This is a genomic window from Pantoea sp. OVA07A (genome assembly GCF_019969975.1).
In the GTDB taxonomy this organism is placed as follows: domain Bacteria; phylum Pseudomonadota; class Gammaproteobacteria; order Enterobacterales; family Enterobacteriaceae; genus Pantoea; species Pantoea agglomerans.
On sequence record NZ_JAHXYM010000006.1, the window covers coordinates 34796 to 56314 of the forward strand.

Genomic DNA, 21519 nt, shown 5'->3' on the forward strand with positions numbered 1-21519 from the left:
CCCGGAGGCGGCGGTCAGCAGATTACTGCGCTTTTTCTGCAGCAGCAGGCGCAGGAGCCTGTGCTTTTTCATCTGCCTTTGGCGCTGGTTTGATATCAAGCAGCTCGACATCAAATACCAGGGTGGAGTTAGCCGGGATGCCCGGAACGCCATTTTTGCCGTAAGCCAGATTTGGTGGGATCACCAGCTTGATCTTACCGCCTTTCTTCACGTGCTTCAGACCTTCAGTCCAGCCCGGGATGACACCATCCAGACGGAATGAAAGTGGCTCGCCACGGGTATAAGAGTTGTCGAATTCAGTACCGTCAATCAGCGTCCCTTTGTAGTTTACCACTACAGTGTCGCTGTCTTTAGGTGCGTCGCCGGTACCCTCTTTCTCAACTTTATACAGCAGGCCGCTTTCGGTTTTCTTCACGCCGCTCTCTTTAGCAAATTTGGTTGCGTAAGCTTCGCCCTTTTCAGAGTTCTCTTTCGCATCTTTTTCCATTTTCGCTGAGGCTGCGCCTTTCACGCGGCCTTCAAAGGATTGCAGCGTCTGCTCAATCTCTTCATCAGAGAGTTTGCTCTTGCCACCAAATGCATCCTGAACACCAGCGATCAGCTGCTGCTTATCCAGTTTGATGCCCAGTTTTTCCTGCTCCTTCAGGGAGTTGTCCATGTAGCGACCCAGCGAAGCACCCAGCGCGTAGGCAGACTGCTGGTCTTCATCTTTGAAGGCAGCATTTTTCGGTGCCTGAGGCGCAGACTGTGGCGCGGCGGCTGGTGCAGCCTGTGGCGCCGCAGCGGTATCTGCCGCCATTGCCAGCGGAGCATTCAGCGCAACAGCCATGGTGGTAGCTAACAATGTGACTTTAAACAGTGATTTCATCCATTCTCCAAAACCGAAGCGTCTAACCTCGGGAAACATTGCGGACTTCAGGGTCCACACTATAACTTTACGTGGCAGTGTCGAACACTCCCACAATGTAATTACCCGGTTAACCTCCGACCTTTATAACATCGGGAAGTTTCATCAGAGATGATGCCGCGCTGCCTTTTTTCAAGCGCAACGCCTCCGGGCGTGAAAAAAACAGGTGATTCCTGGCATTCAGATCGTAGAATCACGCCCCGAGTCGCACCTTAACAGAGGAACAGGTCATGCAACAATCTGAGTGGGAACAGCGTCTGGAGACGCTGGAGAGCAAACTGGCCTTTCAGGAGATGACTATCGATCAGCTGAACAGCGCGGTCGTTCAGCACGAGCTGGAGATGAATAAGATGCGTGAGCAGATGCGCATTTTAACCGACAAGCTCAAAGCGAATGCGCCATCGATCGTCGCCTCACAATCTGAAGAGACGCCACCACCGCACTACTGATCGCGGGCTATCTGGCCCCGGCTTACCCGGGCAGAACCAGAATACGCGACAAAAGAAAGGCCACCCGAGGGTGGCCTTGAAAGGTCTGTTGAGACTTAGTGGCTGCAGCCGCAGCCGCCAGTGCCACAACCGCCTTTACCCTGATCATGGTCGTGGTCGTGATCATGGCCGTGATCGTGGTCATGATGATGGCCATCTGCACCGTGAACGTGGCCATGAGCCAGTTCTTCCGGCGTGGCTTCGCGGATAGCAACCACTTCAACGTTGAAGTTCAGGTTCTGACCCGCCAGCATGTGGTTACCATCAACCACGACGTGATCATCTTCCACTTCGGTGATTTCTACCGGTACCGGGCCCTGATCGGTTTCTGCCAGGAAGCGCATGCCAACCTGCAGTTCGTCAACGCCCATGAAGACGTCTTTAGGAACGCGCTGCACCAGGTTATCGTCATACTGACCGTAGGCATCGTTTGCCGGGATATGCACGTCAAACTTGTCGCCGGCAATGTGGTTTTCCAGCGCATTTTCCAGACCAGAAATCAGGGAACCATGACCGTGCAGGTAGTCTAACGGTGCACTCACCGGTGACTCGTCAACTAACACGCCGTCTTCTGTACGTACCTGATAGGCCAGGCTTACCACCAGGTCTTTTGCTACTTTCATGATATCTCCTAACCGTTGAGAGCTGAGATCCCGTCTCATTGGTCTATTCTTTCGTGCAATAACACCAACCAGAAAGGTTCGGGGCTGAGTACAAGAGGGTTTTCACTTTCTCTTGCGACTACAGCGTTAATGGCGACAATTGTAACGGAATTCAATCCCGCTGTAAGTCCAGGCGTAAAAAAAGCTGCGCCATTCCGCTACTCAGGATGAAAAATACCGATAACCTGCTCATTGGTGCGAACCTGATCGCGCGCCTGCTTATCGGCCTCACGCATCTGGTGACCACACTTCACGCACTCCACCACATCGACATTATTTTCACGCCACATTGCCAGCGTGTCCTTCTCCTGGCAGTGCGGGCATGTCGCACCAGCAATAAAACGTTTACGCATTAGCTTCTGCCTGTTTAAAGAGGTTATTCATCATCGTCCCAGCCGTCGATCTGCCGCTTTTCGCGCTGCATTTCGCGCTGGAAGATATCTTCCAGTTCACGCCGCGCTTCACGGACGCGCGAAGCCTGCGCGCTTTCAGAGAGATTGGGCATCAGCTCGCGCAGCATCCGCATATCAAGATGGCGGAAATACTGCTGGGCGCGGTGCGCCTGATGCGGATGCATCCCCAGCGTCATCAGCGTTTTACGTCCCAGCTCCAGCGCACTGGAGAAGGTCTCACGCGAGAACTGCGTGACGCCCGCCTGAAGCAGTTCATGCGCTTCTACACGGCCCCGGGCGCGCGCCTGAATCTGCAACTGCGGAAAATGCTGCTGGCACAGATGTACAATCGTCATCACATCTTCGGGCTCGTTACAGGTGATCACAATCGCCTGAGCGCTGGCCGCACCGGCGGCCCGCAGCAACTCCAGTTCGGTGGCGTCGCCGTAATAGACCTTATAGCCATATTTCCGCATCAGACTGACTGCACTGATATCGCGCTCAAGCACGGTGATGCGTTTGTTATTCGCCATCAGCAAACGCCCCACGACCTGCCCGAAGCGACCAAAGCCCACCACAATCACCTGCGGCTGATCGTCTTCGACAAAGTGTTTCTCTGCCTCGTCATCCGGCTCATTGAAGCGGCGTGCCAGCAGACGATCGATTCCCTTCATCAACAGCGGCGTGGTCATCATCGACAGGGTTACCGTCACCAGCAGCATCGGCAGTTGATCGCCAGAGAACAGCTTTGCCGAGGAGGCCGCGGAAAAGAGCACAAAGGCGAACTCGCCCCCCTGACTCAGTACGCCAGCGAACTGCTGCCGCTCAGAGCTGCGCAAGCCATAAATGCGCGCCAGCAGATAGAGCACCAGCGTTTTCACCGCCACCAGCGTCACGACACCCAGCAGGATGGTCACAATATGGGTATAGAGCACACCGAGGTTGAGCGCCATGCCAACCGAAATAAAGAACAGGCCCAGCAGTAAACCTTTAAACGGGTCGATGGCGACTTCCAGCTCATGCCGGTACTCGCTCTCCGCCAGCAGGATCCCGGCAATAAAGGTCCCCAGCGCCATCGACAGACCCAGCGCATCCATAAACAGCGCGGAGCCCAGCACCAGCAGCAGCGAAGCGGCGGTAAAGACTTCGCGCACGCCCGACGCAGCGATGTAACGGAAGATAGGCCGCAGCAGATAGCGTCCGCCTACCAGCATGCCGGCAAACGCCAGTACTTTCATGCCGACCTTCATCCAGTCGATATGACCGCTGTCGGTTCCGGCCAGCAGCGGGATCAGCGCCAGGGCTGGGATCACCGCGATATCCTGAAACAGCAACACCGAAAAGCCCAGTTGCCCCGCTTCGCTGCGGTTCATGCCTTTATCCATCATCAGCTGCAGGGCCATAGCGGTCGAGGACATCGCCAGACCAATCCCGCCAATGATCGCCGCCTGCCAGCTAAAGTTGGTCAGCCATAATAAGCCGCCCAGAATCGCCGCTGAGAAGATCACCTGCGCCGCGCCGACGCCAAAAATGGAGCGGCGCAGCGCCCACAGCTTTGCCGGGTTCAGCTCCAGCCCGATAATAAACATCAGGAACACCACGCCGAGCTCAGAGAAGTGCAGAATCTCGTCGACGTCGCTGATAAAGCCTAATCCCCACGGGCCGATAGCGATACCCGCCACCAGATAGCCCAGAACTGCACCAATACCGAGGCGAGCCGCCACCGGTACAATCAATACCGCCGCGACCAGATAAATCACCCCGGCGGTCAGCAGCGTTTGCCCTTCCATCTATACCCCTCCATTCGGCAGCGGTGCCGCCAGCCAGTCGCCATAGGCGCGGGCGTAATTTTTCATTAATTCAGGACTCTGACGACGCGCCCAGTAGACGATCATCGGCGGCATCCAGTGCATACGGCACATCTGCGCGGTCAGCTCAAAAGGACGCATAATGTCATTGAGCGAATAGCGGTTCAGACCCTGATGTCTGAAGGCACTTTCCGGTTCTCCGGTGGTGACGACGCTGCGCCAGTACTTTCCTTCCAGCGCATTGCCATCCACGCCATTGGCGAAACCGCGCGACAGAACTCTGTCCAGCCACTCTTTCAGCAGCGCCGGACAGCTATAGGTATAGAGCGGATGCTGAAAAATGATGACATCATGTTCACGCAGCAGCTGTTGTTCATGGTGAATATCGATAAAAAAATCCGGATAGGTTGCGTACAGATCGTGCACGGTAACGTGTTCCAGTGCCTGAGCCGGCTGCAGCAGAATCCGATTGGCGATCGAATCCTGTGATTCCGGATGAGCATAAAGCAGCAAAACCCTGGGTGGCTGCGACATCCTTTCCCTCCAAAGCGTCGTCATTGGTGCGGTTTTCCGCTACCATGCACGACGCAGCAAAATCTCATTATGTTGCCAGTAAATTAACATATTCTGACGATACGGCGCTTACATGATTGTCTTCTCAGCCTTACAAATTCGCCGCGGCATCCGCGTCCTGCTCGACAATGCCACCGCCACCATTAATCCCGGCCAGAAGGTCGGGCTGGTGGGTAAAAACGGCTGTGGAAAATCCACGCTGCTGTCGCTGTTAAAAGGTGAAATCACCAGCGATGCCGGTACCGTCACTTTCCCCACTCACTGGGCGCTGGCCTGGGTGAATCAGGAAACCCCTGCGCTGGATAAAGCCGCGCTGGAGTACGTGATTGATGGCGATCGCCAGTTTCGCCAGCTTGAAGCAGAACTGGCGGACGCCAATCTGCGTGACGATGGCAATGCCATCGCGCTGCTGCATGGCAAGCTGGACGCGGTGCAGGCGTGGAGCATCCATGCGCGCGCCTCAAGCCTGCTGCATGGTCTGGGCTTCAGTCAGGAACAGCTGCAACGCCCGGTCAGCGACTTCTCGGGTGGCTGGCGCATGCGCCTCAACCTGGCACAGGCGCTGATTTGCCGTTCCGATCTGCTGCTGCTGGATGAACCGACCAACCACCTCGATCTCGATGCGGTGATCTGGCTGGAGCGCTGGCTGAAGAGTTATGAAGGCACGCTGATTCTGATTTCGCACGATCGTGACTTCCTCGATCCCGTCATCGACAAAATTATTCATATCGAACAGGAGTCGATGTTCGAATATACCGGCAACTACAGCTCCTTTGAGCGGCAGCGCGTCGCCAAACTGGCTCAGCAGCAGTCGCTGTATGAGAGCCAGCAGGAGAAAGTGGCGCACCTGCACAGCTACATTGATCGCTTCCGTGCCCAAGCCACCAAGGCGAAGCAGGCGCAGAGCCGCATCAAGATGCTGGAGCGCATGGAGATGATTGCGCCCGCCCATGTCGATAATCCATTCAGCTTCACTTTCCGCAAGCCGGAGAACCTGCCTAATCCACTGATGAAGATGGAGAAGGTCACCGCGGGTTATGGCGATCGTATTATTCTCGACGCCATCAAGCTCAACCTGGTCCCCGGCTCGCGCATCGGCCTGCTGGGACGTAACGGTGCCGGTAAATCGACCCTGATTAAGCTGCTGGCGGGTGAGCTGGAGGCGATGGACGGCAAGATGGGTCTGGCGAAAGGGATCAAGCTCGGTTACTTCGCCCAGCATCAGCTGGAGTATCTGCGAGCCGATGAGTCACCGCTGCAGCATCTGTCGCGTATTGCGCCTGAGGTGCTGGAACAGCAGCTGCGCGACTATCTGGGCGGCTTCGATTTCCGCGGCGATAAAGTCACTGAAATCACTGAGCGCTTCTCCGGCGGAGAGAAAGCGCGACTGGTGCTGGCGCTGATTGTCTGGCAGCGCCCTAACCTGCTGCTGCTGGATGAACCCACCAACCACCTCGATCTCGATATGCGCCAGGCGCTGACCGAAGCGTTGATCGACTTCGAAGGTGCGCTGGTCGTGGTATCGCACGACCGACATCTGCTGCGCGCGACCACAGACGATCTCTATCTGGTGCATGATGGCAAAGTGGATGTGTTTGAAGGCGATCTCGAAGATTACCAGAAGTGGCTGAGCGATCTGCAGAAGCAGCAGGCGCAACAGGATGCCGCGCCGAAGCAGGATAACGGCAACAGTGCCCAGGCGCGTAAAGACCAGAAGCGTCGTGATGCTGAACTGCGCACCCAGACGCAGCCGCTGCGCAAAGAGATAGAGAAGCTGGAAAAGCAGATGAGCAAATGGCAGAGCCAGCTGGCCGAAGCCGAAGCTCAGCTCTCAGACAGCGCTATCTATGAACAGAGCCGTAAAGCGGACCTGACCACCGCGCTGCAGCGTCAGGCGGAGAGCAAATCTGCGCTGGAAGAGGTGGAGATGGCGTGGCTGGAAGCGCAGGAACAGCTCGAACAGATTATGGCCTCATAAAAAAATCTCCCCGCGAGCGGGGAGATTCTCTTTTAACGGGGTTTATCGCCCAGCACCGTTGCCCGCTGCATAATGCGCCGGGCAGGATAGTAATCAGCATTGGCATAATGCTGCGTGACCCGATTATCCCAGATAGCCAGATCGTCTGGCTGCCAGCGCCAGCGCACCTGAAACTCCGGTTTGGTGGCGTGCGCAAACAGAAAGCCCAGCACCGCATCACTCTCTTTCTCGCTTAAATCGACGATCCGCGTGGTAAAGCCCTCATTCACAAACAGCGCTTTTTTGCCGCTGACCGGATGGGTGCGGATGACCGGATGCTGCACCGGCGGATGTTTTGCTACCGCCTGCTGCCAGCGCTGATGCTCGTCCTCGGTTTTGCGGTACTTATACTCCTGGAATGACTTTTTGAAATCATGCTCGGCATGGAGACCTGCCAGCAGCTGCTTAAAGGGTTCAGAGAGCGCTTCGTAAGCCGCAATGCCGCTGGTCCAGAGCGTGTCACCCCCCGACTCCGGTAACACCTTCGAGGCCAGCAAGGCGATCGCTGGCGGCGTATCAATAAAGGTGACATCGGTATGCCAGTTGTCATTATCCGGCGGATTATCCTGATGGGTATCCAGCACGATAATCTCCTCGACGCCTTCCGCATGCGGATAGACCGGATGGATGTGCAGATCGCCAAAGCGGATTGCCAGCGCGCGGTGCTGTTCCGGCGTTATTTTCTGGTCACGCAGAAACAGCACCTGATGACGCAGCAGGCCATGATAAAGCTGCTCAAACTGAGCATCACTCAATGGGCGAGACACATCCAGGTTTGAGACCTGCGCGCCAATGTACGGGCCAAGCGGGGTAAAACTGAGACGTTCGTTCATGATTGTTCTCCACTCCAGGGCGTCAGACGGCGCTGCAACGCGCGGAGCCCGAGTTCTAAGCTAAAAGCAATAAAGGCGATTACCGCGATACCCGCCAGCACCACATCGGTGGCGAGGAATTCTCCTGCTGACTGCACCATAAAACCCAGACCCCGCGTGGCGGCAATCAGCTCAGCGGCCACCAGCGTTGACCAGCCAACCCCCAGACCGATGCGCAGACCGGTGAGGATCTCCGGCAACGCGCCTGGCAGAATCACCCAGCGCAGCAGTTGCCAGCGGTTAGCCCCCAGCGAGCGCGCCGCACGCAGTCGGACCTGCTGCGTGTTACGCACGCCGGCCAGGGTGGAGAGCGTCACCGGCGCGAAAATCGCCAGATAGATCAGCAGGATTTTCGAGGTCTCTCCAATGCCGAACCAGATCACCATTAATGGCAGATAGGCGAGTGGCGGAATCGGACGATAGAGTTCAATCAGAGGATCGAGCAACCCGCGAGCGACCGGGCTGAGGCCCATCAGGATCCCTACCGGAATACCGATGGCGGCAGCGGCAGTCAGCGCAATCAGCATTCGTGTCAGGCTGGCGGCCAGATGCTGCCACAGCGTGGCATCCATAAAGCCCTGCGCGCTGGCAATCAGCAGCAGCTTGCTTAACACCTGCTGCGGCGACGGCAGGAACAGCGGGGCAATCAGGCCCAGCGCGGTCACGCCCCACCAGAGCAGCAACAGCAGAGAGAGACTCAGCATGCTCAGCGTAAAGGCGGTTGAAAACGGCCAGCGCAAACGACGGCGCACCGGCAGAGACTTGTCATTGATGAGTGCACTCATGCAAACGCCTCCCTCTGATCAAATACCCGGCTCAGCACATACTCGCGCTGGGCGATAAACTGCGGATCGGATTTGATACTGCGGCACGACTCCCCTGCGGCAAAGCGCTGGCCAAAGCCAGGACGCAGCCGCTCAACGATGCGGCCCGGTCCTGGCGACAGCAGAATCAGTTCGCTGGCCAGGAAAATCGCCTCTTCTATGTCGTGCGTAATCAACAGAATCTGTTTACCGCTGTCGCGCCATAGCGTCAGCAGCAGGGTTTGCATCTGCTCGCGGGTAAAGGCATCCAGTGCGCCGAAAGGCTCATCCAGCAACAGCAGTTGTGGATCGGTGGCCAGCGCGCGCGCAATGCCCACCCGCTGACGCTGACCGCCGGACAACTGCCAGATGGCGCGCTTTTCCGCGCCCTCCAGCCCCACCTGTCTGATTAACCGGCGGGCAATCGTGTCGCGATCCGGGCGTGACATCCCCGCCAGCTGCAGGCCAAAGGCGACGTTATCCAGCACATTGCGCCACGGCAGTAATCCTTCATGCTGAAATACCACGCCGCGCTCCGCACCAGGCCCGGTCACCGGCTGGTTATCCAGCGTGATGCTGCCCGACTCCACCGGCAGGAAACCGGCAACCAGATTGAGCAGTGTGGTTTTGCCGCAGCCGGAGGGGCCGAGCACCACCAGCAGTTCATGGCTATCCAGCTGCAGATTGATATCCTGCAACACCGGCTGTCCGGCATAACGGGCATTAAGGTGAGCGATGCGCAGCATAGTGCCTCCTTAAGGTTTAACTAATGGCTCGACGAAACGGGAGGTCACATAGCTGCTGTAGTCGTTATCCGCCTGCGGCACCCGGCCCTGTGCTTTCAGAAACTGCGCGGTATCGACGATCGCTTTATTGACCGGTTTGCCCAGTTGCTCAACCTGCTTCTGCGCCGTGAGATAGGTATTGCCCTTCACCAGACCGGGCACCTGTGCTTCCGGCACACCGCTGAGGCGAGAGAGTTTGCTGAGGTTATCGGACTGCTTCAGCCAGCTGTCGGGGCTGTTCAGGTAGGCCTGCTGCGCGTCAAGCGCGCTGCGGGCAAAAGCAGTCACGATCTCCGGATGCTGCTGAGCAAAATCTTTGCGTACCACCCAGACATCCAGCGTCGGCGATCCCCAGCTTCCCACTTCCGCAGAGTCGGTTAACACCTTGCCCTCTTTTTCCAGCTCATTAACCGCCGGTGCCCAGACGTAAGCGCCATCAATGTCGCCACGCTGCCAGGCAGCAATAATCGCTGGCGGCTGCAGATTGACCAGCTGTACCTGTGACGGTTTGATGCCCCAGTGTTTCAGCGCAGCCAGCAGGCTGTAGTGGGTGGTAGAGATGAACGGCACCGCGATGCGTTTGCCAATTAAATCTTTGGGCGTAGTGATGTTCTTCTTCACCACCAGCGCTTCAGAGTTGCCCAGCTGAGAGGCGAGTAAAAAGGCTTCAATCGGCAGCTTCTGCGCCGCCGCGACCGCTAACGGGCTGGAACCGATATTGCCAATCTGGACGTCACCGGACGCCATCGCACGTAATACCCCGGCGCCGCTGTCAAACTTGCGCCAGTCAACGCTGGCCCCGCTCTCTTTCGCAAAGCTGTTGTCAGCCTGCGCCACTTTCGCCGGCTCAGCCGAGGTCTGGTAAGCCACGGTGACATTGACCGCATCAGCCCGAAACGCCAGCAGCGCCAGCGCTGCGGCTAAAAAAGTTAAACGTGTTGCTGCCATGATCACTACCCCACCGTTTTTATAGTGGAGGCAGTGTCTCTGCACGCTATAGTTTCATAAAGGAATTAAAAATTATCCCTAATAGAAATAAGTTCTTAGATCACTATCTGCAAAACAAAGTTAAAAATCGCAAATGCTGAAAATAGCTAAAGTAAGCAAAAATGTCAGGCGCTCACATTGTCCCTGTGCTATTCATATGCGTTCCCAATTATTGCCTGTTAAGGTTTCTGAATCCGATGTCGATCGAGAAAGTCGCTCAGCTGGCTGGCGTCTCCAAAGCCACGGTATCGCGGGTTCTCAACGCGCATCCCGGCGTGAAGCCCGATACGCGTGAGAAAGTTCTGGCGGCAATCTCTGCCTGCGACTATCAGCCCAACTTACTGGCGCGTCAGCTGCGTACGTCGCAAAGCAACATGCTGCTGGTGCTGATCTCGGATATCACCAATCCCTTCTGTTCACGCGTGGTTCAGGGCATCGAGGCCGAAGCGGAACTGCACGGCTATCACATCCTGCTCTGTAACTCCGCCTCGCAGCTCCAGCGTGAAGCCGCCTATCTCTCCCTGCTGACCGGAAAAGTGGTGGATGGCGTGATTACGATGGATGCGGCCTCCGGTTTACAGGATTTGCAGGCGCTCATTGCCGGGGCGCCCTGGGTGCAGTGCTGCGAATTTGATCCGGATATCCCCGCCTCCTCGGTCAGCATTGATCACCTTGAAGCCGCGCGCGACACCGTCCATTACCTTGCCGGTAAAGGGCGTAAACGCATCGGGCTGATCAATGGCGACATGCGTTACCTTTACTCACATCATCGTGAAAAGGGCTACCGGCAGGCGATTGAGGAGCTGGGGTATGCGTGGTCCGGCGTCTCTTACACTTACGAAATCTCCTGTGAGGCGGGCAGTCAGGGGCTGAGGGAGTTGATGGCGCTGCCGGAACCGCCGGATGCGGTGTTTGCGGTTTCAGATGTACTGGCGGTAGGCGTGGTGCATGCGGCGCTGGAAGCGGGTCTGCGCGTGCCGGAAGATCTGGCGGTGGTCGGGTTTGATGGCGTGTCGTTTACCCGCAGCCTGAATCCACCGCTGACGACCATCGAGCAGCCGATGAACCAGCTGGGCGCGCGTAGCGTGCAATTGCTGCTGCAGAAGATCCGCAATGCTAATGCGCCAGTCATCCGCGAGGTGCTGCCGTGGACGCGCGTTGAACGCGCATCCAGCTAACTTAGTGCCAGATTAACAGCACGCAGGCGGCGGTCAGCAGCCCCATGGCGAGGTTAAAGATTTTCCAGGCGCGACGGCTGCGCAGAATGCGGCCGATCATCGCACCAAATCCCATCCAGATAACACCCGATACCAGATTAACCAGAAACATGCCGATGCTTATCGCCATCACTGAATGGCGATACGCGTCACCGGCCAGGCTGAAGCTGGCGACCGCGCCCAGCGCCATCAGCCAGGCCTTGGGATTGATCAACTGCAACAAGCCGCCCTGCCAGAAGGGCATCGGCGCATCCGGCGCCTGATCGGTTTCCAGCTTCTCATAACTGGCAGTAGCGATTTTCCATGCCAGCCAGAGCAGATAGAGGCTACCGGCGATTTTCAGCACCAGGTGCAGCGAAGGATAGAGCAGGATCAGCCCGCCGACGCCAAAGGCCACCATCAGCAGCATCACCTGCATTCCGATCATGATGCCAATCATCAGCGGAATGGTGCGCATAAAGCCAAAATTAGCGCCCGAGGCGGTGAGTAACATATTATTAGGCCCGGGCGTAATGGCCGCGACCCAAAGAAATCCCAACATTGATAAGAAAAGACTCAGTTCCATGGCAATCGGGTACTCCTTACCCTGCAAGAAAAAACTTATCGAAGCTAACAGTGTGATATGGAACAGACAAGCTTTTACCACATGAAATTTACCGGACCGGAAAACGAGCACTTCACGCCTCCTGAGAGTCTGCGTAATGCGCACCTGCAGACCCTGCTGCCGCGCCTGCTACGTCGTCGTATCACGGGCGATCCCCACTGGCAGCGTCTCGACCTGCCGGATGGCGACTTCGTCGATCTCGCCTGGAGTGAAGATCCGCAGTTCGCGCAGCATAAACCGCGCGTGGTGCTGTTTCATGGGCTGGAGGGCAGTTTTCACAGCCCCTATATTCATGGACTGATGGCGATCTGCCGCGCGCGCGGCTGGCTGGCGGTGGTGATGCATTTTCGCGGCTGCAGCGGCGAACCGAATCGGCTCAACCGCATCTATCACTCTGGCGAAACCGAAGATGCCCGTTTTTTTCTGCACTGGCTGCGCACCCGCTGGGGCCGCGTACCCACCGCGGCGGTGGGTTTCTCGCTGGGCGGTAACATGCTGGGCTGCCTGCTGGGCCAGCAGGGCGCAGCCGCTGAGGTAGACGCGGGCGTCATTGTCTCCGCTCCGCTGCTGCTGGAGCCCTGTAGCGTAAAACTGGAACGCGGCTTCTCACGCGTCTATCAATACTATTTGCTGGCGCAGCTCAAGAAAAATGCCCGCCGCAAACTGCACGCCTGGCCGGATACGCTGCCGGTCAATCTGGCGCAGCTGAAAGCGCTACGGCGACTGCGCGACTTTGATGATGCCATTACCGCCCGCGCCCACGGTTTTCTGGATGCGGCCGATTACTATCATCGTGCCAGCGCCATGCCCTGGCTGAAGCACGCAGAGAAACCGCTGCTGATCATTCACGCCAAAGATGATCCTTTTATGAGTGATGAGGTGATCCCGCACAGCAGCCAATTATCTGCCACTATTACTTATCAACTGACACCACACGGCGGCCATGTAGGTTTTGTTGGTGGGACATTACGCCAGCCTGAAATGTGGCTGGAACAGCGTATCCCCCAGTGGATCGCCCCTTTTCTGGATAACTGAACTCGTGATTATTCCCTGGCAACAGGTCTCACCTGAGACCCTTGAAAATCTGATTGAAACCTTTGTGCTGCGCGAAGGCACGGACTATGGCGAGCAGGAACGCAGCCTGATCGACAAGGTGGCCGATGTGCGACGTCAGCTGGAAACGGGTGAAGTGGTACTGGTGTGGTCGGAACTGCACGAATCGGTCAATATCATGCCGCGCAAAGAATTTCGTGGCTGATGCACCCAACGGCATTTCGTGTTAACAATGCCTATTGCCCGACCTCACAGGGAGCTTTTCTATGTCTGCACGTCATCCCATTATCGCGGTGACTGGTTCCAGCGGCGCAGGGACCACCACCACCAGCGTGGCGTTTCGCAAAATCTTTCAGCAGCTCGATCTTCATGCGGCGGAGCTGGAGGGTGACAGCTTTCACCGCTTTACCCGTCCTGAAATGGATATGGCGATTCGTAAGGCGCGCGATTTAGGACGTCATGTCAGCTACTTCGGCCCGGAAGCCAATGACTTTGGCCTGCTGGAGCAGAGCTTTAAAGAGTATGGTCAGAGCGGACAGGGCCAGTCGCGTAAATATCTGCACACCTACGATGAAGCGGTGCCGTGGAATCAGGTGCCCGGCACCTTTACGCCGTGGCAACCGCTGCCGCAGAACACCGATATTCTCTTCTACGAAGGGCTGCACGGCGGCGTGGTAACGGCGCAGCACAACGTAGCAGAACAGGTTGATCTGCTGGTTGGCGTGGTGCCGATTGTGAACCTGGAGTGGATTCAGAAGCTGGTGCGCGACACTGGCGAGCGCGGCCATTCACGTGAAGCGGTCATGGATTCGGTGGTGCGCTCGATGGAAGATTACATCAACTTCATCACACCACAGTTCTCACGCACTCACCTCAACTTTCAGCGCGTCCCGACGGTCGATACCTCAAACCCGTTCGCTGCCCGCGCTATTCCGTCACTGGATGAGAGCTTTGTGGTGATCCACTTCCAGGCGCTGGAAGATATCGACCTCCCCTACCTGCTGGCGATGCTGCAGGGCTCGTTTATCTCGCACATCAATACGCTGGTAGTGCCTGGCGGCAAAATGGGTCTGGCGATGGAGTTGATCATGGGTCCGCTGGTGAAGCGGCTGATGGAAGGTAAGCGAATAGAGTAAGAGGCCAAAAGGGCCTTTCCAGACTAATGCCAATGCCAATGCAGGATGAATCTGACAGCAGCGAAAAAGCTTAACACGCAGGGAACCGGGTCAGAAGAGGAAAGCGTCCCGCGCCAGGGACGGCGCGGGCCGAGCGGCCAGGGATTGGCTTAAGCGACTTTCCGATCTGACCCGGTTCCCAGCGCAGGCACAGTCTGACAGCGGACCGACACAAACCGCTCTGACCCTGTTCAATACGCAGGCACAGTATCAAAGCGGATTCCCGGCCCAGGCACAGTCCTAAAGCAACCTGCATCAGATACTGGAAGTGAAGTTAGCAGGTCTGCAATAACCCCTGCGGCTACTAAAGTTCGATCACTTCATAGCTATGGGTAATGTTGACGCCTTTACCCAGCATGATGGCCACAGAGCAATATTTTTCAGCAGAAAGATCAACAGCGCGTGAGACCGCTTTATCCTGGAGGGCTTTGCCACTCACGATAAAATGCAGGTTGATGTGCGTAAAGATTCGCGGCGCCTCTTCACGACGTTCTGAGGTCAGTTTTACTTCACAATCAGCCACATCGTTTCGGCCTTTTTGCAGAATTGATACCACGTCAATCGCGCTGCATCCGCCCGCCGCCATCAGCACCATCTCCATTGGGCTGGGCGCTTTATCACCCGAATTTCCATCCATCAGTATCTGATGGCCGGATGAGGATTCTCCGAGGAATGTCAGCCCTTCTACCCATTTCACTCTTGCCTGCATGATTTTTGCTCCGGAATACGCTGTTTTGTCGCCAGAGTACGCTTTCGCCTGGTAAACAGCAATCCAGAGAAATCCGCCCGTAGCTGAAGCGAGACAACAGAAGACAGTCGGCAAAAGCTGTGCTACAAACAGTGCTGAAAATATTTTTCGTCACCCGATGACGAAGCCGGGAAGGATGATGCGCACTGCGCCTGATGCGGCCCGAATAATTTCCTGAAATGGAAACGCTTGAAGCTTTCACCGCCTGACAGGGAAAACTGCCCCCTGTATTTTGGGCACGATTACAACAGAGGATAATAGCGAATGGTTCTCGGCAAACCGCAAACAGACCCTACACTCGAATGGTTCCTGTCCCATTGCCATATTCACAAGTATCCATCCAAAAGTACGCTGATTCACCAAGGTGAAAAAGCAGAAACGCTTTACTACATCGTGAAAGGTTCCGTTGCGGTTCTGATTAAAGATGAAGAAGGCAAAGAGATGATTCTTTCCTACCTGAATCAGGGCGATTTTATTGGTGAACTTGGCCTGTTCGAAGAAGGCCAGGAGCGCAGCGCCTGGGTACGTGCGAAAAGCGCGTGCGAAGTGGCGGAAATTTCTTACAAGAAATTCCGTCAGCTGATCCAGGTTAACCCTGACATCCTGATGCGACTCTCATCGCAGATGGCGCGTCGCCTGCAGGTGACGTCTGAAAAAGTGGGTAACCTCGCTTTCCTCGACGTAACCGGACGCATTGCACAGACCCTGCTCAACCTGGCGAAGCAGCCAGATGCCATGACGCATCCCGACGGCATGCAAATTAAAATCACTCGTCAGGAAATTGGCCAGATTGTTGGTTGTTCACGTGAAACCGTGGGCCGTATTTTGAAGATGCTGGAAGATCAGAACCTGATCTCCGCACACGGCAAAACCATCGTCGTTTACGGCACCCGCTAATTCCTGTCACCCACGGCGTGATGGCAACATCACGCCGTTATTGTTTGTGTTGGGCCGATGTGGCGTCGAATTATTTACCATCCTGAAGTTAACTACGCCTTGCGGCAAACGCTGGTGCTCTGTCTGCCGGTGGCGCTGGGCTGGTTGGCTGGCGACCTGCAAAAAGGTCTGCTGTTCTCATTAGTGCCCGCCTGCTGCAACATCGCCGGTCTGGATACCCCGCATAAACGCTTCTTCAAACGCCTGATTGTTGGCGGCAGCCTGTTTGCCCTCGGCAGCTTTCTGATGCAGTGGCTCACCCTGCATGCTATTCCGCTGCCGCTGATCCTGTTTGCTATGCCCTTATTGCTCGGCGTTACCGGGGAGATCAGCCCGCTGCATGGCCGTTTGCTGCCCGGCACCCTGATTGCCGCCATCTTTACCCTGAGCCTGATTGGCCGCATGCCAATCTATGTTCCCCCGCTGCTCTATATCGGCGGCACGCTATGGTACGGGCTCTTTAACTGGTTCTGGTTCTGGCTGTGGAAAGAGCAGCCAATGCGCGAAAGCCTGAGCCTGATCTACCGCGAGCTGGCTAACTACTGCGACGCAAAATATACCCTGCTGACGCAGCTGACCGATCCGGAAAAGGCGCTGCCGCCGCTGCTGGCTCGTCAGCAGAAAGTGGTCGATCTGATTAACACCTGTTATCAGCAGATGCATATGCTGTCGGCAAGCCGCGATCACAGCCATAAACGGCTGACGCGCGCCTTTCAGGTGGCGCTGGATCTGCAGGAACATATCTCGGTCAGCCTGCATCGGCCGGAAGAGGTGCAGAAGCTGGTCGAACAGAGCCACGCCGAAGCGGTGATCCGCTGGAATGCCAAAACCATCTCGGCCCGGTTGCGGGTGCTGGCGGATAACATTCTCTATCACCAGCTACCCGATCGCTTTGCGATGGATAAACAGCTCGGCGCGCTGGAGAAAATCGCCCATCAGCATCCCGACAATCCGGTGGGTAACTTCTGCCTTTACCACTTCAACCGCATCGCGCGGGTCCTGCGCACCCAGAAACCCCTTTATCAGCGCGATCTGATGGCTGACCGCCAGCGCCGTCTGCCGCTGTTACCGGCACTGCGCAGTTATCTCTCGTTTCGCTCATCGGCCCTGCGCACTGCCGGCCGCTTTGCGGTGATGCTGATGCTGGGCAGCGCGCTGGCGCTGTTCTTCAACATCCCCAAACCCTACTGGATCCTGATGACCATCATGTTCGTCAGCCAGAACGGCTACAGCGCTACCCGTGTCCGCATTCAGCACCGGGCGCTGGGCACTTTTGCCGGTCTGGTGATCGCGGCCGCCACGCTGCGCATGGCGGTGCCGGAGTCGCTGGTGCTGCTGATCATGCTGGCAATTACTTTTATCAGCTATCGCTTTACCCGCCAGTTTTATGGCTGGTCGATGATTGGCTTTACGGTCACGGCGGTTTACTCGCTGCAGTTGCTGTCGCTGAATGGCGCGCAGTTTCTGCTGCCGCGACTCATGGATACGCTGATGGGTTGTCTGATCGCCTTTGGCGGGATGCTCTGGCTGTGGCCGCAGTGGCAGAGCGGCTTGCTGCGGCAGAACGCCCATGACGCACTGGAAACCTATCAGGATGCGCTACGGCTGTTGCTGGGTGACGAACAGTCACCAGAGAAACTGGCTTATCAGCGCGTGAAGGTCAATCAGGCACACAATGCGCTGTTTAACTCACTGAATCAGGCGATGCAGGAACCCGCGTTCAACTCCCGCTATCTGAGTGATATGCGGCTCTGGGTCACGCACAGTCAGTTTATCGTCGAGCATATCAACGCCATGACGATTCTGGCGCGGGAGCACACCATGCTCACTGCCTCGCTGGCTGAGCGTTACCTGCAATCCTGTGAAATCGCGCTGCAGCGGTGTCAGCAGCGGCTGGAATATGATGGTGAAAGCTCACAGGTTAACCTGCTGGATGAGCTGGAGAACATCAGTGAGGGACCGATCACGGTGGTGGAGCAGCATGTGCGGCGCATTCTCGACCATCTGAGCGTGATGTACACCATTTCATCGCTGGCGTGGAACCAGCGGCCGCAACATGGCCGCTGGCTGATCAGACGCTTACGTAAAAACTAAGCTAGCCGTTGAGCACATTGCCGACGGCCGTGGCGAAGCGACTCATGCCCTCTTCGATGTCGGCAGGCTCAATGATCAGTGACGGGGCAAAACGCATCACGTCGGTGCCGGCAACCAGCACCATCACGCCTTCTGCGGCCGCGGCATTCAGGATGTCGCGTGCTTTACCGGCATGCTGCGGTTTCAGCGCCGCGCCAATCAGCAGACCCTTGCCGCGAATATCGCTGAAGAGATCATACTTCGCATCGATGGCCTGCAGCGCCGTGACAAAGTGCTGACGACGTGTCTCAACGCCTGCCAGCACCTCCGGCGTATTGATAATATCGAGCGCAGTTTCGGCGATGGCGCAGGCGAGTGGATTGCCGCCATAGGTGGTGCCATGCACGCCCGGCGCCATGGTCGAGGCGATTTCGTTAGTGGTCAGCATGGCGCTGACCGGGAAACCGCCGCCCAGCGCTTTGGCTGAGGTCAGAATATCGGGCTGGATGCCATAATGCTCATAGGCGAACAGCTTGCCGCTGCGCCCCATGCCGCTCTGCACTTCATCCAGCACCAGCAGCGCCTGATGCTGATCGCAAAGCTCACGCAGTCCCTGCATAAATTCCTGCGTTGCGGGCACGACGCCGCCCTCACCCTGAATCGGTTCAACCACAATGGCGCAGGTGTGATCGTCAATGACCGCTTTTACTGCGTTCAGATCATTGAACGGCACATGGACGATATCCGCCGGTTTAGGCCCGAACCCATCAGAATATTTTGGCTGTCCGCCGACCGTGACGGTAAACAGCGTCCGGCCATGAAAGGCGTTATGAAAGGCGATAATCTTACTTTTGAACGGGCTGTGACGTTTGCAGGCGTAGTAGCGCGCCAGCTTAAAGGCGGCCTCGTTGGCTTCGGCCCCGGAGTTAGCGAAGAAGACCCGCTCGGCAAAGGTCGCCTGAATTAACTTACTGGCAAGACGCAGCGCCGGTTCGTTGGTGAAGACGTTGCTGGTGTGCCACAGCGTCTCGCCCTGACTTTTTAGCGTCTCCACCAGCGCAGGATGGCAGTGTCCAAGTGCGGTGACGGCGATACCACCTGAGAAATCGATATACTCTTTGCCCTGCTGATCCCATACACGACTGCCCTTGCCTTTTACCGGCACGAACTGCGCAGGTGCATAAACAGGCAAAATAACGTTATCGAACGTCTCCCGCGTGACCGCAATTTTTTCCGCTGCCATTGATGACCCCATTTAGATGATTGATGTGCAACTTTGAAATAATAATCACAAAATATGCATAAAAAATCACTCAAAGGCAACTTATTGCTCAAGGAAATTGCGCAGCAGCTGATGTCCCTGCTCGCTGAGAATGCTTTCGGGATGGAACTGCACGCCTTCCAGCGCCAGGGTTTTATGGCGGAATGCCATAATTTCCTCAGGCTCGCCGTCACGCACCGTCCAGGCAGTCACCTCGAAGGCATCTGGCAGGGAGTCGCGCTGTACAATCAGCGAATGGTAGCGGGTCACGGTCAGTGGATTATTCAGAGTGCGGAACACGCCCTGTCCGGTGTGCTGAATCGCAGAGGTTTTGCCGTGCATCACCTGACGCGCGCGCACGACCTGCGCGCCATACGCCTGCGCAATTGCCTGATGGCCCAGGCAGACGCCCAGCACCGGCAGCTGACCGGCGAAATGCCGGATCGCCGCCAGCGAAATGCCTGACTCCGACGGCGTGCAGGGACCAGGGGAGATCACCAGATGAGTCAGCGGTAACGCCGCCATCTGCTCCAGCGTGATGGCATCATTGCGCACCACCTGAACCTGCGCGCCCAGCTCGCAGAAATATTGATAAAGATTCCAGGTAAAGGAGTCGTAATTGTCGATAAGCAGCAGCATGGCCAGTCCAGAATAATTACCCGCGCCGCTATTCTACGCGGTTAAGCCGCCTCGCTCACCACTTTCGCAAATACCTGCTCCAGCAGAGTCAGGTCTCCGGCCACACCGGCCTGATTCGCCGCTTTCCAGCTTTCAGCGTCAGTCTCTTCCCAGGAGAGCAGATAACCGGCATGCAGCGCCAGCTGTTCAAAGAAAATCCGCTGCGCCCGACCGTTGCCGTGGCGGAAAGGATGCAACATATTGATTTCGCAGTAGTAGTGGGCAACACGCTCAATAAACGCGTCACGTGGCAGGTCAGCAAGGCCCTTCTCCTCCTCCAGCGCGGCCATCAGGGCGTTACCTTCCTTTTCGATATATTCGAAATGACAGAACGGCGTCTCATCGCGCCAGATATCGATAGTGCGCAGTTCACCAGCCCAGCTGTAGACGTCCTGAAACAGCGTACGGTGGATCTGGCGCAGGTAAGGCAGTCCAGGATTACGTGGGCCCAGCTCCAGCGTGGCGGCACGCGCCGCACTAAAACTCAGCTCCGCCTTACGCAGCTGCGCGGCATCGTGAATATCGGGCAGGTTTTTCAGCACATTGTCATGCTGCCACAGGTAGGGATCCTGGCTGACGGCGGTATTAGAGTCCATATTGCCTCCTCAGTGACGCCAGACGTGCGGCCGCATCATCGCTGTTTACGCTGGTTTCATTTGGCGAGAAGCCTTCCAGCCGACAGCTGGCCTGATAGCTGGCGCTACGCCGCTGTCGCCACAGGGTGACCTTCTGTTTTTCGGTGAGTTTGTTCGCCATGCCGCCTCCTGCTCAGGTTTTTGCCCTAAGTATAAGAGCAAATTCTGGCTTTGCCGGATGCGGCAGGCGGTCGCCATCCGCAGATGGCGACGAACGGACCTAAGGCAGGACTTTGGCGGAGAGGATAACTACCGGTTTGGATGGAACATTCTGGTAAGGACCCACATCTTTGGTCGGTACCTGAGAAATTTTTTCAACCACATCCTGACCTTTCACAATCTTACCAAATACGGCATAGCCAAAATCGCGCTGTCCGTGATCGAGAAATGCATTATCCGCGACGTTGAGGAAGAACTGGCTGGTCGCACTGTCTTTATCGGCGGTACGCGCCATGGAAATCGTGCCGCGCAGGTTACGCAGGCCATTATCCGCTTCATTCTTGATCGGCGCGTTGGTCTGCTTCTGCTGCATGTCCGTAGTGAAGCCCCCACCCTGCACCATAAAGCCCGGGATCACGCGGTGAAAAATGGTGTTGTTGTAAAAACCGTTGTTGACGTAATCAACGAAGTTTTTCACAGAAACCGGCGCTTTCTGGTTATTCAGTTCGAGTTCGATATTGCCGGCGGAGGTGGTGAGCAGAACGTGGGTGTCACCTTTTGCAGCCAGCGCCTGGGCGGAAACGGAAGAGAGCGCTAACAGGGTGATGGCCGCTGTTAAAGTACGTTTAAACATGAAAGATTCCTTACCTGGGAGAGCGGGCACAAAAACGTGATTGATTGTAAAG

At 56.5% G+C, this 21519-nt stretch carries 24 protein-coding genes; 8 read left to right on the top strand and 16 right to left on the bottom strand.

Annotated elements, in window-relative coordinates:
- Positions 1-22 precede the first annotated feature (22 nt).
- Positions 23-868: an FKBP-type peptidyl-prolyl cis-trans isomerase gene (fkpA, locus tag LC417_RS18045; protein WP_010253030.1), complete on the bottom strand. Its 846-nt coding sequence runs from the start codon at positions 866-868 to the stop codon at positions 23-25.
- A gap of 269 nt (positions 869-1137) precedes the next feature.
- Between fkpA and LC417_RS18050 the strand changes: the two genes are divergently transcribed.
- Complete coding sequence (locus tag LC417_RS18050) at positions 1138-1356, top strand: SlyX family protein (protein ID WP_010253031.1); 219 nt, start codon at positions 1138-1140, stop codon at positions 1354-1356.
- 95 nt (positions 1357-1451) lie between these two features.
- Here the strand turns inward: LC417_RS18050 and slyD are convergent, their stop codons facing one another.
- The 4 genes from slyD to kefG all read right to left on the bottom strand — a co-directional run bounded on the left by slyD (position 1452) and on the right by kefG (position 4791).
- Positions 1452-2018, bottom strand: a complete 567-nt coding sequence (slyD, locus tag LC417_RS18055; protein ID WP_010671583.1) for a peptidylprolyl isomerase — start codon at positions 2016-2018, stop codon at positions 1452-1454.
- Between the two features lie 197 nt (positions 2019-2215).
- The gene (locus LC417_RS18060; protein ID WP_010253033.1) at positions 2216-2410 is read right to left on the bottom strand and encodes a YheV family putative zinc ribbon protein; all 195 of its coding nucleotides are present in this window, start codon (positions 2408-2410) and stop codon (positions 2216-2218) included.
- A gap of 23 nt (positions 2411-2433) precedes the next feature.
- Positions 2434-4239 carry a glutathione-regulated potassium-efflux system protein KefB gene (kefB, locus tag LC417_RS18065; RefSeq protein WP_010253035.1) on the bottom strand — a complete coding sequence of 602 codons (1806 nt, stop codon included), beginning with the start codon at positions 4237-4239 and terminating at the stop codon, positions 2434-2436.
- On the bottom strand, positions 4240-4791 hold the full coding sequence (gene kefG / locus LC417_RS18070) for a glutathione-regulated potassium-efflux system ancillary protein KefG (RefSeq protein WP_010253037.1): 552 nt from the start codon (positions 4789-4791) through the stop codon (positions 4240-4242).
- A gap of 112 nt (positions 4792-4903) precedes the next feature.
- Between kefG and LC417_RS18075 the strand changes: the two genes are divergently transcribed.
- The gene (locus LC417_RS18075) at positions 4904-6808 is read left to right on the top strand and encodes an ABC transporter ATP-binding protein (protein WP_010671582.1); all 1905 of its coding nucleotides are present in this window, start codon (positions 4904-4906) and stop codon (positions 6806-6808) included.
- A gap of 32 nt (positions 6809-6840) precedes the next feature.
- Here the strand turns inward: LC417_RS18075 and tauD are convergent, their stop codons facing one another.
- The 4 genes from tauD to tauA are packed head-to-tail and all read right to left on the bottom strand — an operon-like array spanning position 6841 to position 10255.
- Positions 6841-7680, bottom strand: coding sequence for a taurine dioxygenase (gene tauD / locus LC417_RS18080; RefSeq protein WP_033785674.1), 840 nt, complete (start codon positions 7678-7680; stop codon positions 6841-6843).
- Complete coding sequence (gene tauC / locus LC417_RS18085) at positions 7677-8504, bottom strand: taurine ABC transporter permease TauC (protein WP_010253046.1); 828 nt, start codon at positions 8502-8504, stop codon at positions 7677-7679. Before tauC ends, tauD begins: the two co-directional genes overlap by 4 nt.
- A complete protein-coding gene (gene tauB, locus LC417_RS18090; RefSeq protein ID WP_010253049.1) occupies positions 8501-9268 on the bottom strand; it encodes a taurine ABC transporter ATP-binding subunit in 768 nt (255 codons plus the stop codon). The genes tauC and tauB overlap by 4 nt, the downstream gene beginning before the upstream one ends.
- 9 nt (positions 9269-9277) lie before the next feature.
- The gene (tauA, locus tag LC417_RS18095; RefSeq protein WP_223566206.1) at positions 9278-10255 is read right to left on the bottom strand and encodes a taurine ABC transporter substrate-binding protein; all 978 of its coding nucleotides are present in this window, start codon (positions 10253-10255) and stop codon (positions 9278-9280) included.
- A 236-nt stretch (positions 10256-10491) separates the two neighbouring features.
- On the opposite strand from tauA, the gene LC417_RS18100 reads away from it, so the two are divergent.
- Positions 10492-11472 carry a LacI family DNA-binding transcriptional regulator gene (locus tag LC417_RS18100; protein WP_031593718.1) on the top strand — a complete coding sequence of 327 codons (981 nt, stop codon included), beginning with the start codon at positions 10492-10494 and terminating at the stop codon, positions 11470-11472.
- A gap of 1 nt (position 11473) precedes the next feature.
- Here LC417_RS18100 and LC417_RS18105 read toward each other — a convergent pair whose 3' ends face one another.
- Positions 11474-12076: a LysE family translocator gene (locus tag LC417_RS18105; RefSeq protein ID WP_010671578.1), complete on the bottom strand. Its 603-nt coding sequence runs from the start codon at positions 12074-12076 to the stop codon at positions 11474-11476.
- A 57-nt stretch (positions 12077-12133) separates the two neighbouring features.
- Here LC417_RS18105 and LC417_RS18110 point away from each other — a divergent pair, with 57 nt between their 5' ends.
- From LC417_RS18110 to LC417_RS18120, 3 genes are all read left to right on the top strand, one after another.
- On the top strand, positions 12134-13150 hold the full coding sequence (locus LC417_RS18110; protein ID WP_031593717.1) for a hydrolase: 1017 nt from the start codon (positions 12134-12136) through the stop codon (positions 13148-13150).
- 4 nt (positions 13151-13154) lie between these two features.
- Complete coding sequence (locus tag LC417_RS18115; protein ID WP_010253066.1) at positions 13155-13373, top strand: YheU family protein; 219 nt, start codon at positions 13155-13157, stop codon at positions 13371-13373.
- Positions 13374-13434: 61 nt separating this feature from the next.
- Positions 13435-14304, top strand: coding sequence for a phosphoribulokinase (locus LC417_RS18120; RefSeq protein WP_010253068.1), 870 nt, complete (start codon positions 13435-13437; stop codon positions 14302-14304).
- A 343-nt stretch (positions 14305-14647) separates the two neighbouring features.
- Here the strand turns inward: LC417_RS18120 and LC417_RS18125 are convergent, their stop codons facing one another.
- Positions 14648-15052 (bottom strand): OsmC family protein, encoded by a 405-nt coding sequence (locus LC417_RS18125; RefSeq protein WP_010253071.1) that lies wholly within the window; start codon positions 15050-15052, stop codon positions 14648-14650.
- A gap of 303 nt (positions 15053-15355) precedes the next feature.
- Here LC417_RS18125 and crp point away from each other — a divergent pair, with 303 nt between their 5' ends.
- Both crp and LC417_RS18135 read left to right on the top strand, forming a co-directional pair.
- Positions 15356-15988, top strand: a complete 633-nt coding sequence (gene crp / locus LC417_RS18130; protein WP_003852956.1) for a cAMP-activated global transcriptional regulator CRP — start codon at positions 15356-15358, stop codon at positions 15986-15988.
- 57 nt (positions 15989-16045) lie between these two features.
- Complete coding sequence (locus tag LC417_RS18135) at positions 16046-18121, top strand: YccS/YhfK family putative transporter (protein ID WP_010253083.1); 2076 nt, start codon at positions 16046-16048, stop codon at positions 18119-18121.
- 1 nt (position 18122) lies between these two features.
- Here LC417_RS18135 and LC417_RS18140 read toward each other — a convergent pair whose 3' ends face one another.
- The 5 genes from LC417_RS18140 to ppiA all read right to left on the bottom strand — a co-directional run bounded on the left by LC417_RS18140 (position 18123) and on the right by ppiA (position 21467).
- Complete coding sequence (locus LC417_RS18140; protein ID WP_022624054.1) at positions 18123-19343, bottom strand: aspartate aminotransferase family protein; 1221 nt, start codon at positions 19341-19343, stop codon at positions 18123-18125.
- Between the two features lie 81 nt (positions 19344-19424).
- On the bottom strand, positions 19425-20000 hold the full coding sequence (locus LC417_RS18145) for an aminodeoxychorismate/anthranilate synthase component II (protein WP_223566207.1): 576 nt from the start codon (positions 19998-20000) through the stop codon (positions 19425-19427).
- Positions 20001-20041: 41 nt separating this feature from the next.
- Positions 20042-20635: a putative adenosine monophosphate-protein transferase Fic gene (locus LC417_RS18150; protein ID WP_022624052.1), complete on the bottom strand. Its 594-nt coding sequence runs from the start codon at positions 20633-20635 to the stop codon at positions 20042-20044.
- Positions 20625-20795 (bottom strand): YhfG family protein, encoded by a 171-nt coding sequence (locus LC417_RS18155; RefSeq protein ID WP_010253095.1) that lies wholly within the window; start codon positions 20793-20795, stop codon positions 20625-20627. Before LC417_RS18155 ends, LC417_RS18150 begins: the two co-directional genes overlap by 11 nt.
- A 99-nt stretch (positions 20796-20894) precedes the next feature.
- The gene (gene ppiA, locus LC417_RS18160) at positions 20895-21467 is read right to left on the bottom strand and encodes a peptidylprolyl isomerase A (RefSeq protein WP_003852970.1); all 573 of its coding nucleotides are present in this window, start codon (positions 21465-21467) and stop codon (positions 20895-20897) included.
- Between the last annotated feature and the right edge of the window lie 52 nt (positions 21468-21519).

Bases quoted from the DNA above. Each gene is read 5' to 3' on its own strand.
- fkpA (WP_010253030.1), bottom strand. From the start codon at position 868: ATGAAATCACTGTTTAAAGTCACATTGTTAGCTACCACCATGGCTGTT.
- LC417_RS18050 (WP_010253031.1), top strand. From the start codon at position 1,138: ATGCAACAATCTGAGTGGGAACAGCGTCTGGAGACGCTGGAGAGCAAA.
- slyD (WP_010671583.1), bottom strand. From the start codon at position 2,018: ATGAAAGTAGCAAAAGACCTGGTGGTAAGCCTGGCCTATCAGGTACGT.
- LC417_RS18060 (WP_010253033.1), bottom strand. From the start codon at position 2,410: ATGCGTAAACGTTTTATTGCTGGTGCGACATGCCCGCACTGCCAGGAG.
- kefB (WP_010253035.1), bottom strand. From the start codon at position 4,239: ATGGAAGGGCAAACGCTGCTGACCGCCGGGGTGATTTATCTGGTCGCG.
- kefG (WP_010253037.1), bottom strand. From the start codon at position 4,791: ATGTCGCAGCCACCCAGGGTTTTGCTGCTTTATGCTCATCCGGAATCA.
- LC417_RS18075 (WP_010671582.1), top strand. From the start codon at position 4,904: ATGATTGTCTTCTCAGCCTTACAAATTCGCCGCGGCATCCGCGTCCTG.
- tauD (WP_033785674.1), bottom strand. From the start codon at position 7,680: ATGAACGAACGTCTCAGTTTTACCCCGCTTGGCCCGTACATTGGCGCG.
- tauC (WP_010253046.1), bottom strand. From the start codon at position 8,504: ATGAGTGCACTCATCAATGACAAGTCTCTGCCGGTGCGCCGTCGTTTG.
- tauB (WP_010253049.1), bottom strand. From the start codon at position 9,268: ATGCTGCGCATCGCTCACCTTAATGCCCGTTATGCCGGACAGCCGGTG.
- tauA (WP_223566206.1), bottom strand. From the start codon at position 10,255: ATGGCAGCAACACGTTTAACTTTTTTAGCCGCAGCGCTGGCGCTGCTG.
- LC417_RS18100 (WP_031593718.1), top strand. From the start codon at position 10,492: ATGTCGATCGAGAAAGTCGCTCAGCTGGCTGGCGTCTCCAAAGCCACG.
- LC417_RS18105 (WP_010671578.1), bottom strand. From the start codon at position 12,076: ATGGAACTGAGTCTTTTCTTATCAATGTTGGGATTTCTTTGGGTCGCG.
- LC417_RS18110 (WP_031593717.1), top strand. From the start codon at position 12,134: ATGGAACAGACAAGCTTTTACCACATGAAATTTACCGGACCGGAAAAC.
- LC417_RS18120 (WP_010253068.1), top strand. From the start codon at position 13,435: ATGTCTGCACGTCATCCCATTATCGCGGTGACTGGTTCCAGCGGCGCA.
- LC417_RS18125 (WP_010253071.1), bottom strand. From the start codon at position 15,052: ATGCAGGCAAGAGTGAAATGGGTAGAAGGGCTGACATTCCTCGGAGAA.
- crp (WP_003852956.1), top strand. From the start codon at position 15,356: ATGGTTCTCGGCAAACCGCAAACAGACCCTACACTCGAATGGTTCCTG.
- LC417_RS18135 (WP_010253083.1), top strand. From the start codon at position 16,046: ATGTGGCGTCGAATTATTTACCATCCTGAAGTTAACTACGCCTTGCGG.
- LC417_RS18140 (WP_022624054.1), bottom strand. From the start codon at position 19,343: ATGGCAGCGGAAAAAATTGCGGTCACGCGGGAGACGTTCGATAACGTT.
- LC417_RS18145 (WP_223566207.1), bottom strand. From the start codon at position 20,000: ATGCTGCTGCTTATCGACAATTACGACTCCTTTACCTGGAATCTTTAT.
- LC417_RS18150 (WP_022624052.1), bottom strand. From the start codon at position 20,635: ATGGACTCTAATACCGCCGTCAGCCAGGATCCCTACCTGTGGCAGCAT.
- LC417_RS18155 (WP_010253095.1), bottom strand. From the start codon at position 20,795: ATGGCGAACAAACTCACCGAAAAACAGAAGGTCACCCTGTGGCGACAG.
- ppiA (WP_003852970.1), bottom strand. From the start codon at position 21,467: ATGTTTAAACGTACTTTAACAGCGGCCATCACCCTGTTAGCGCTCTCT.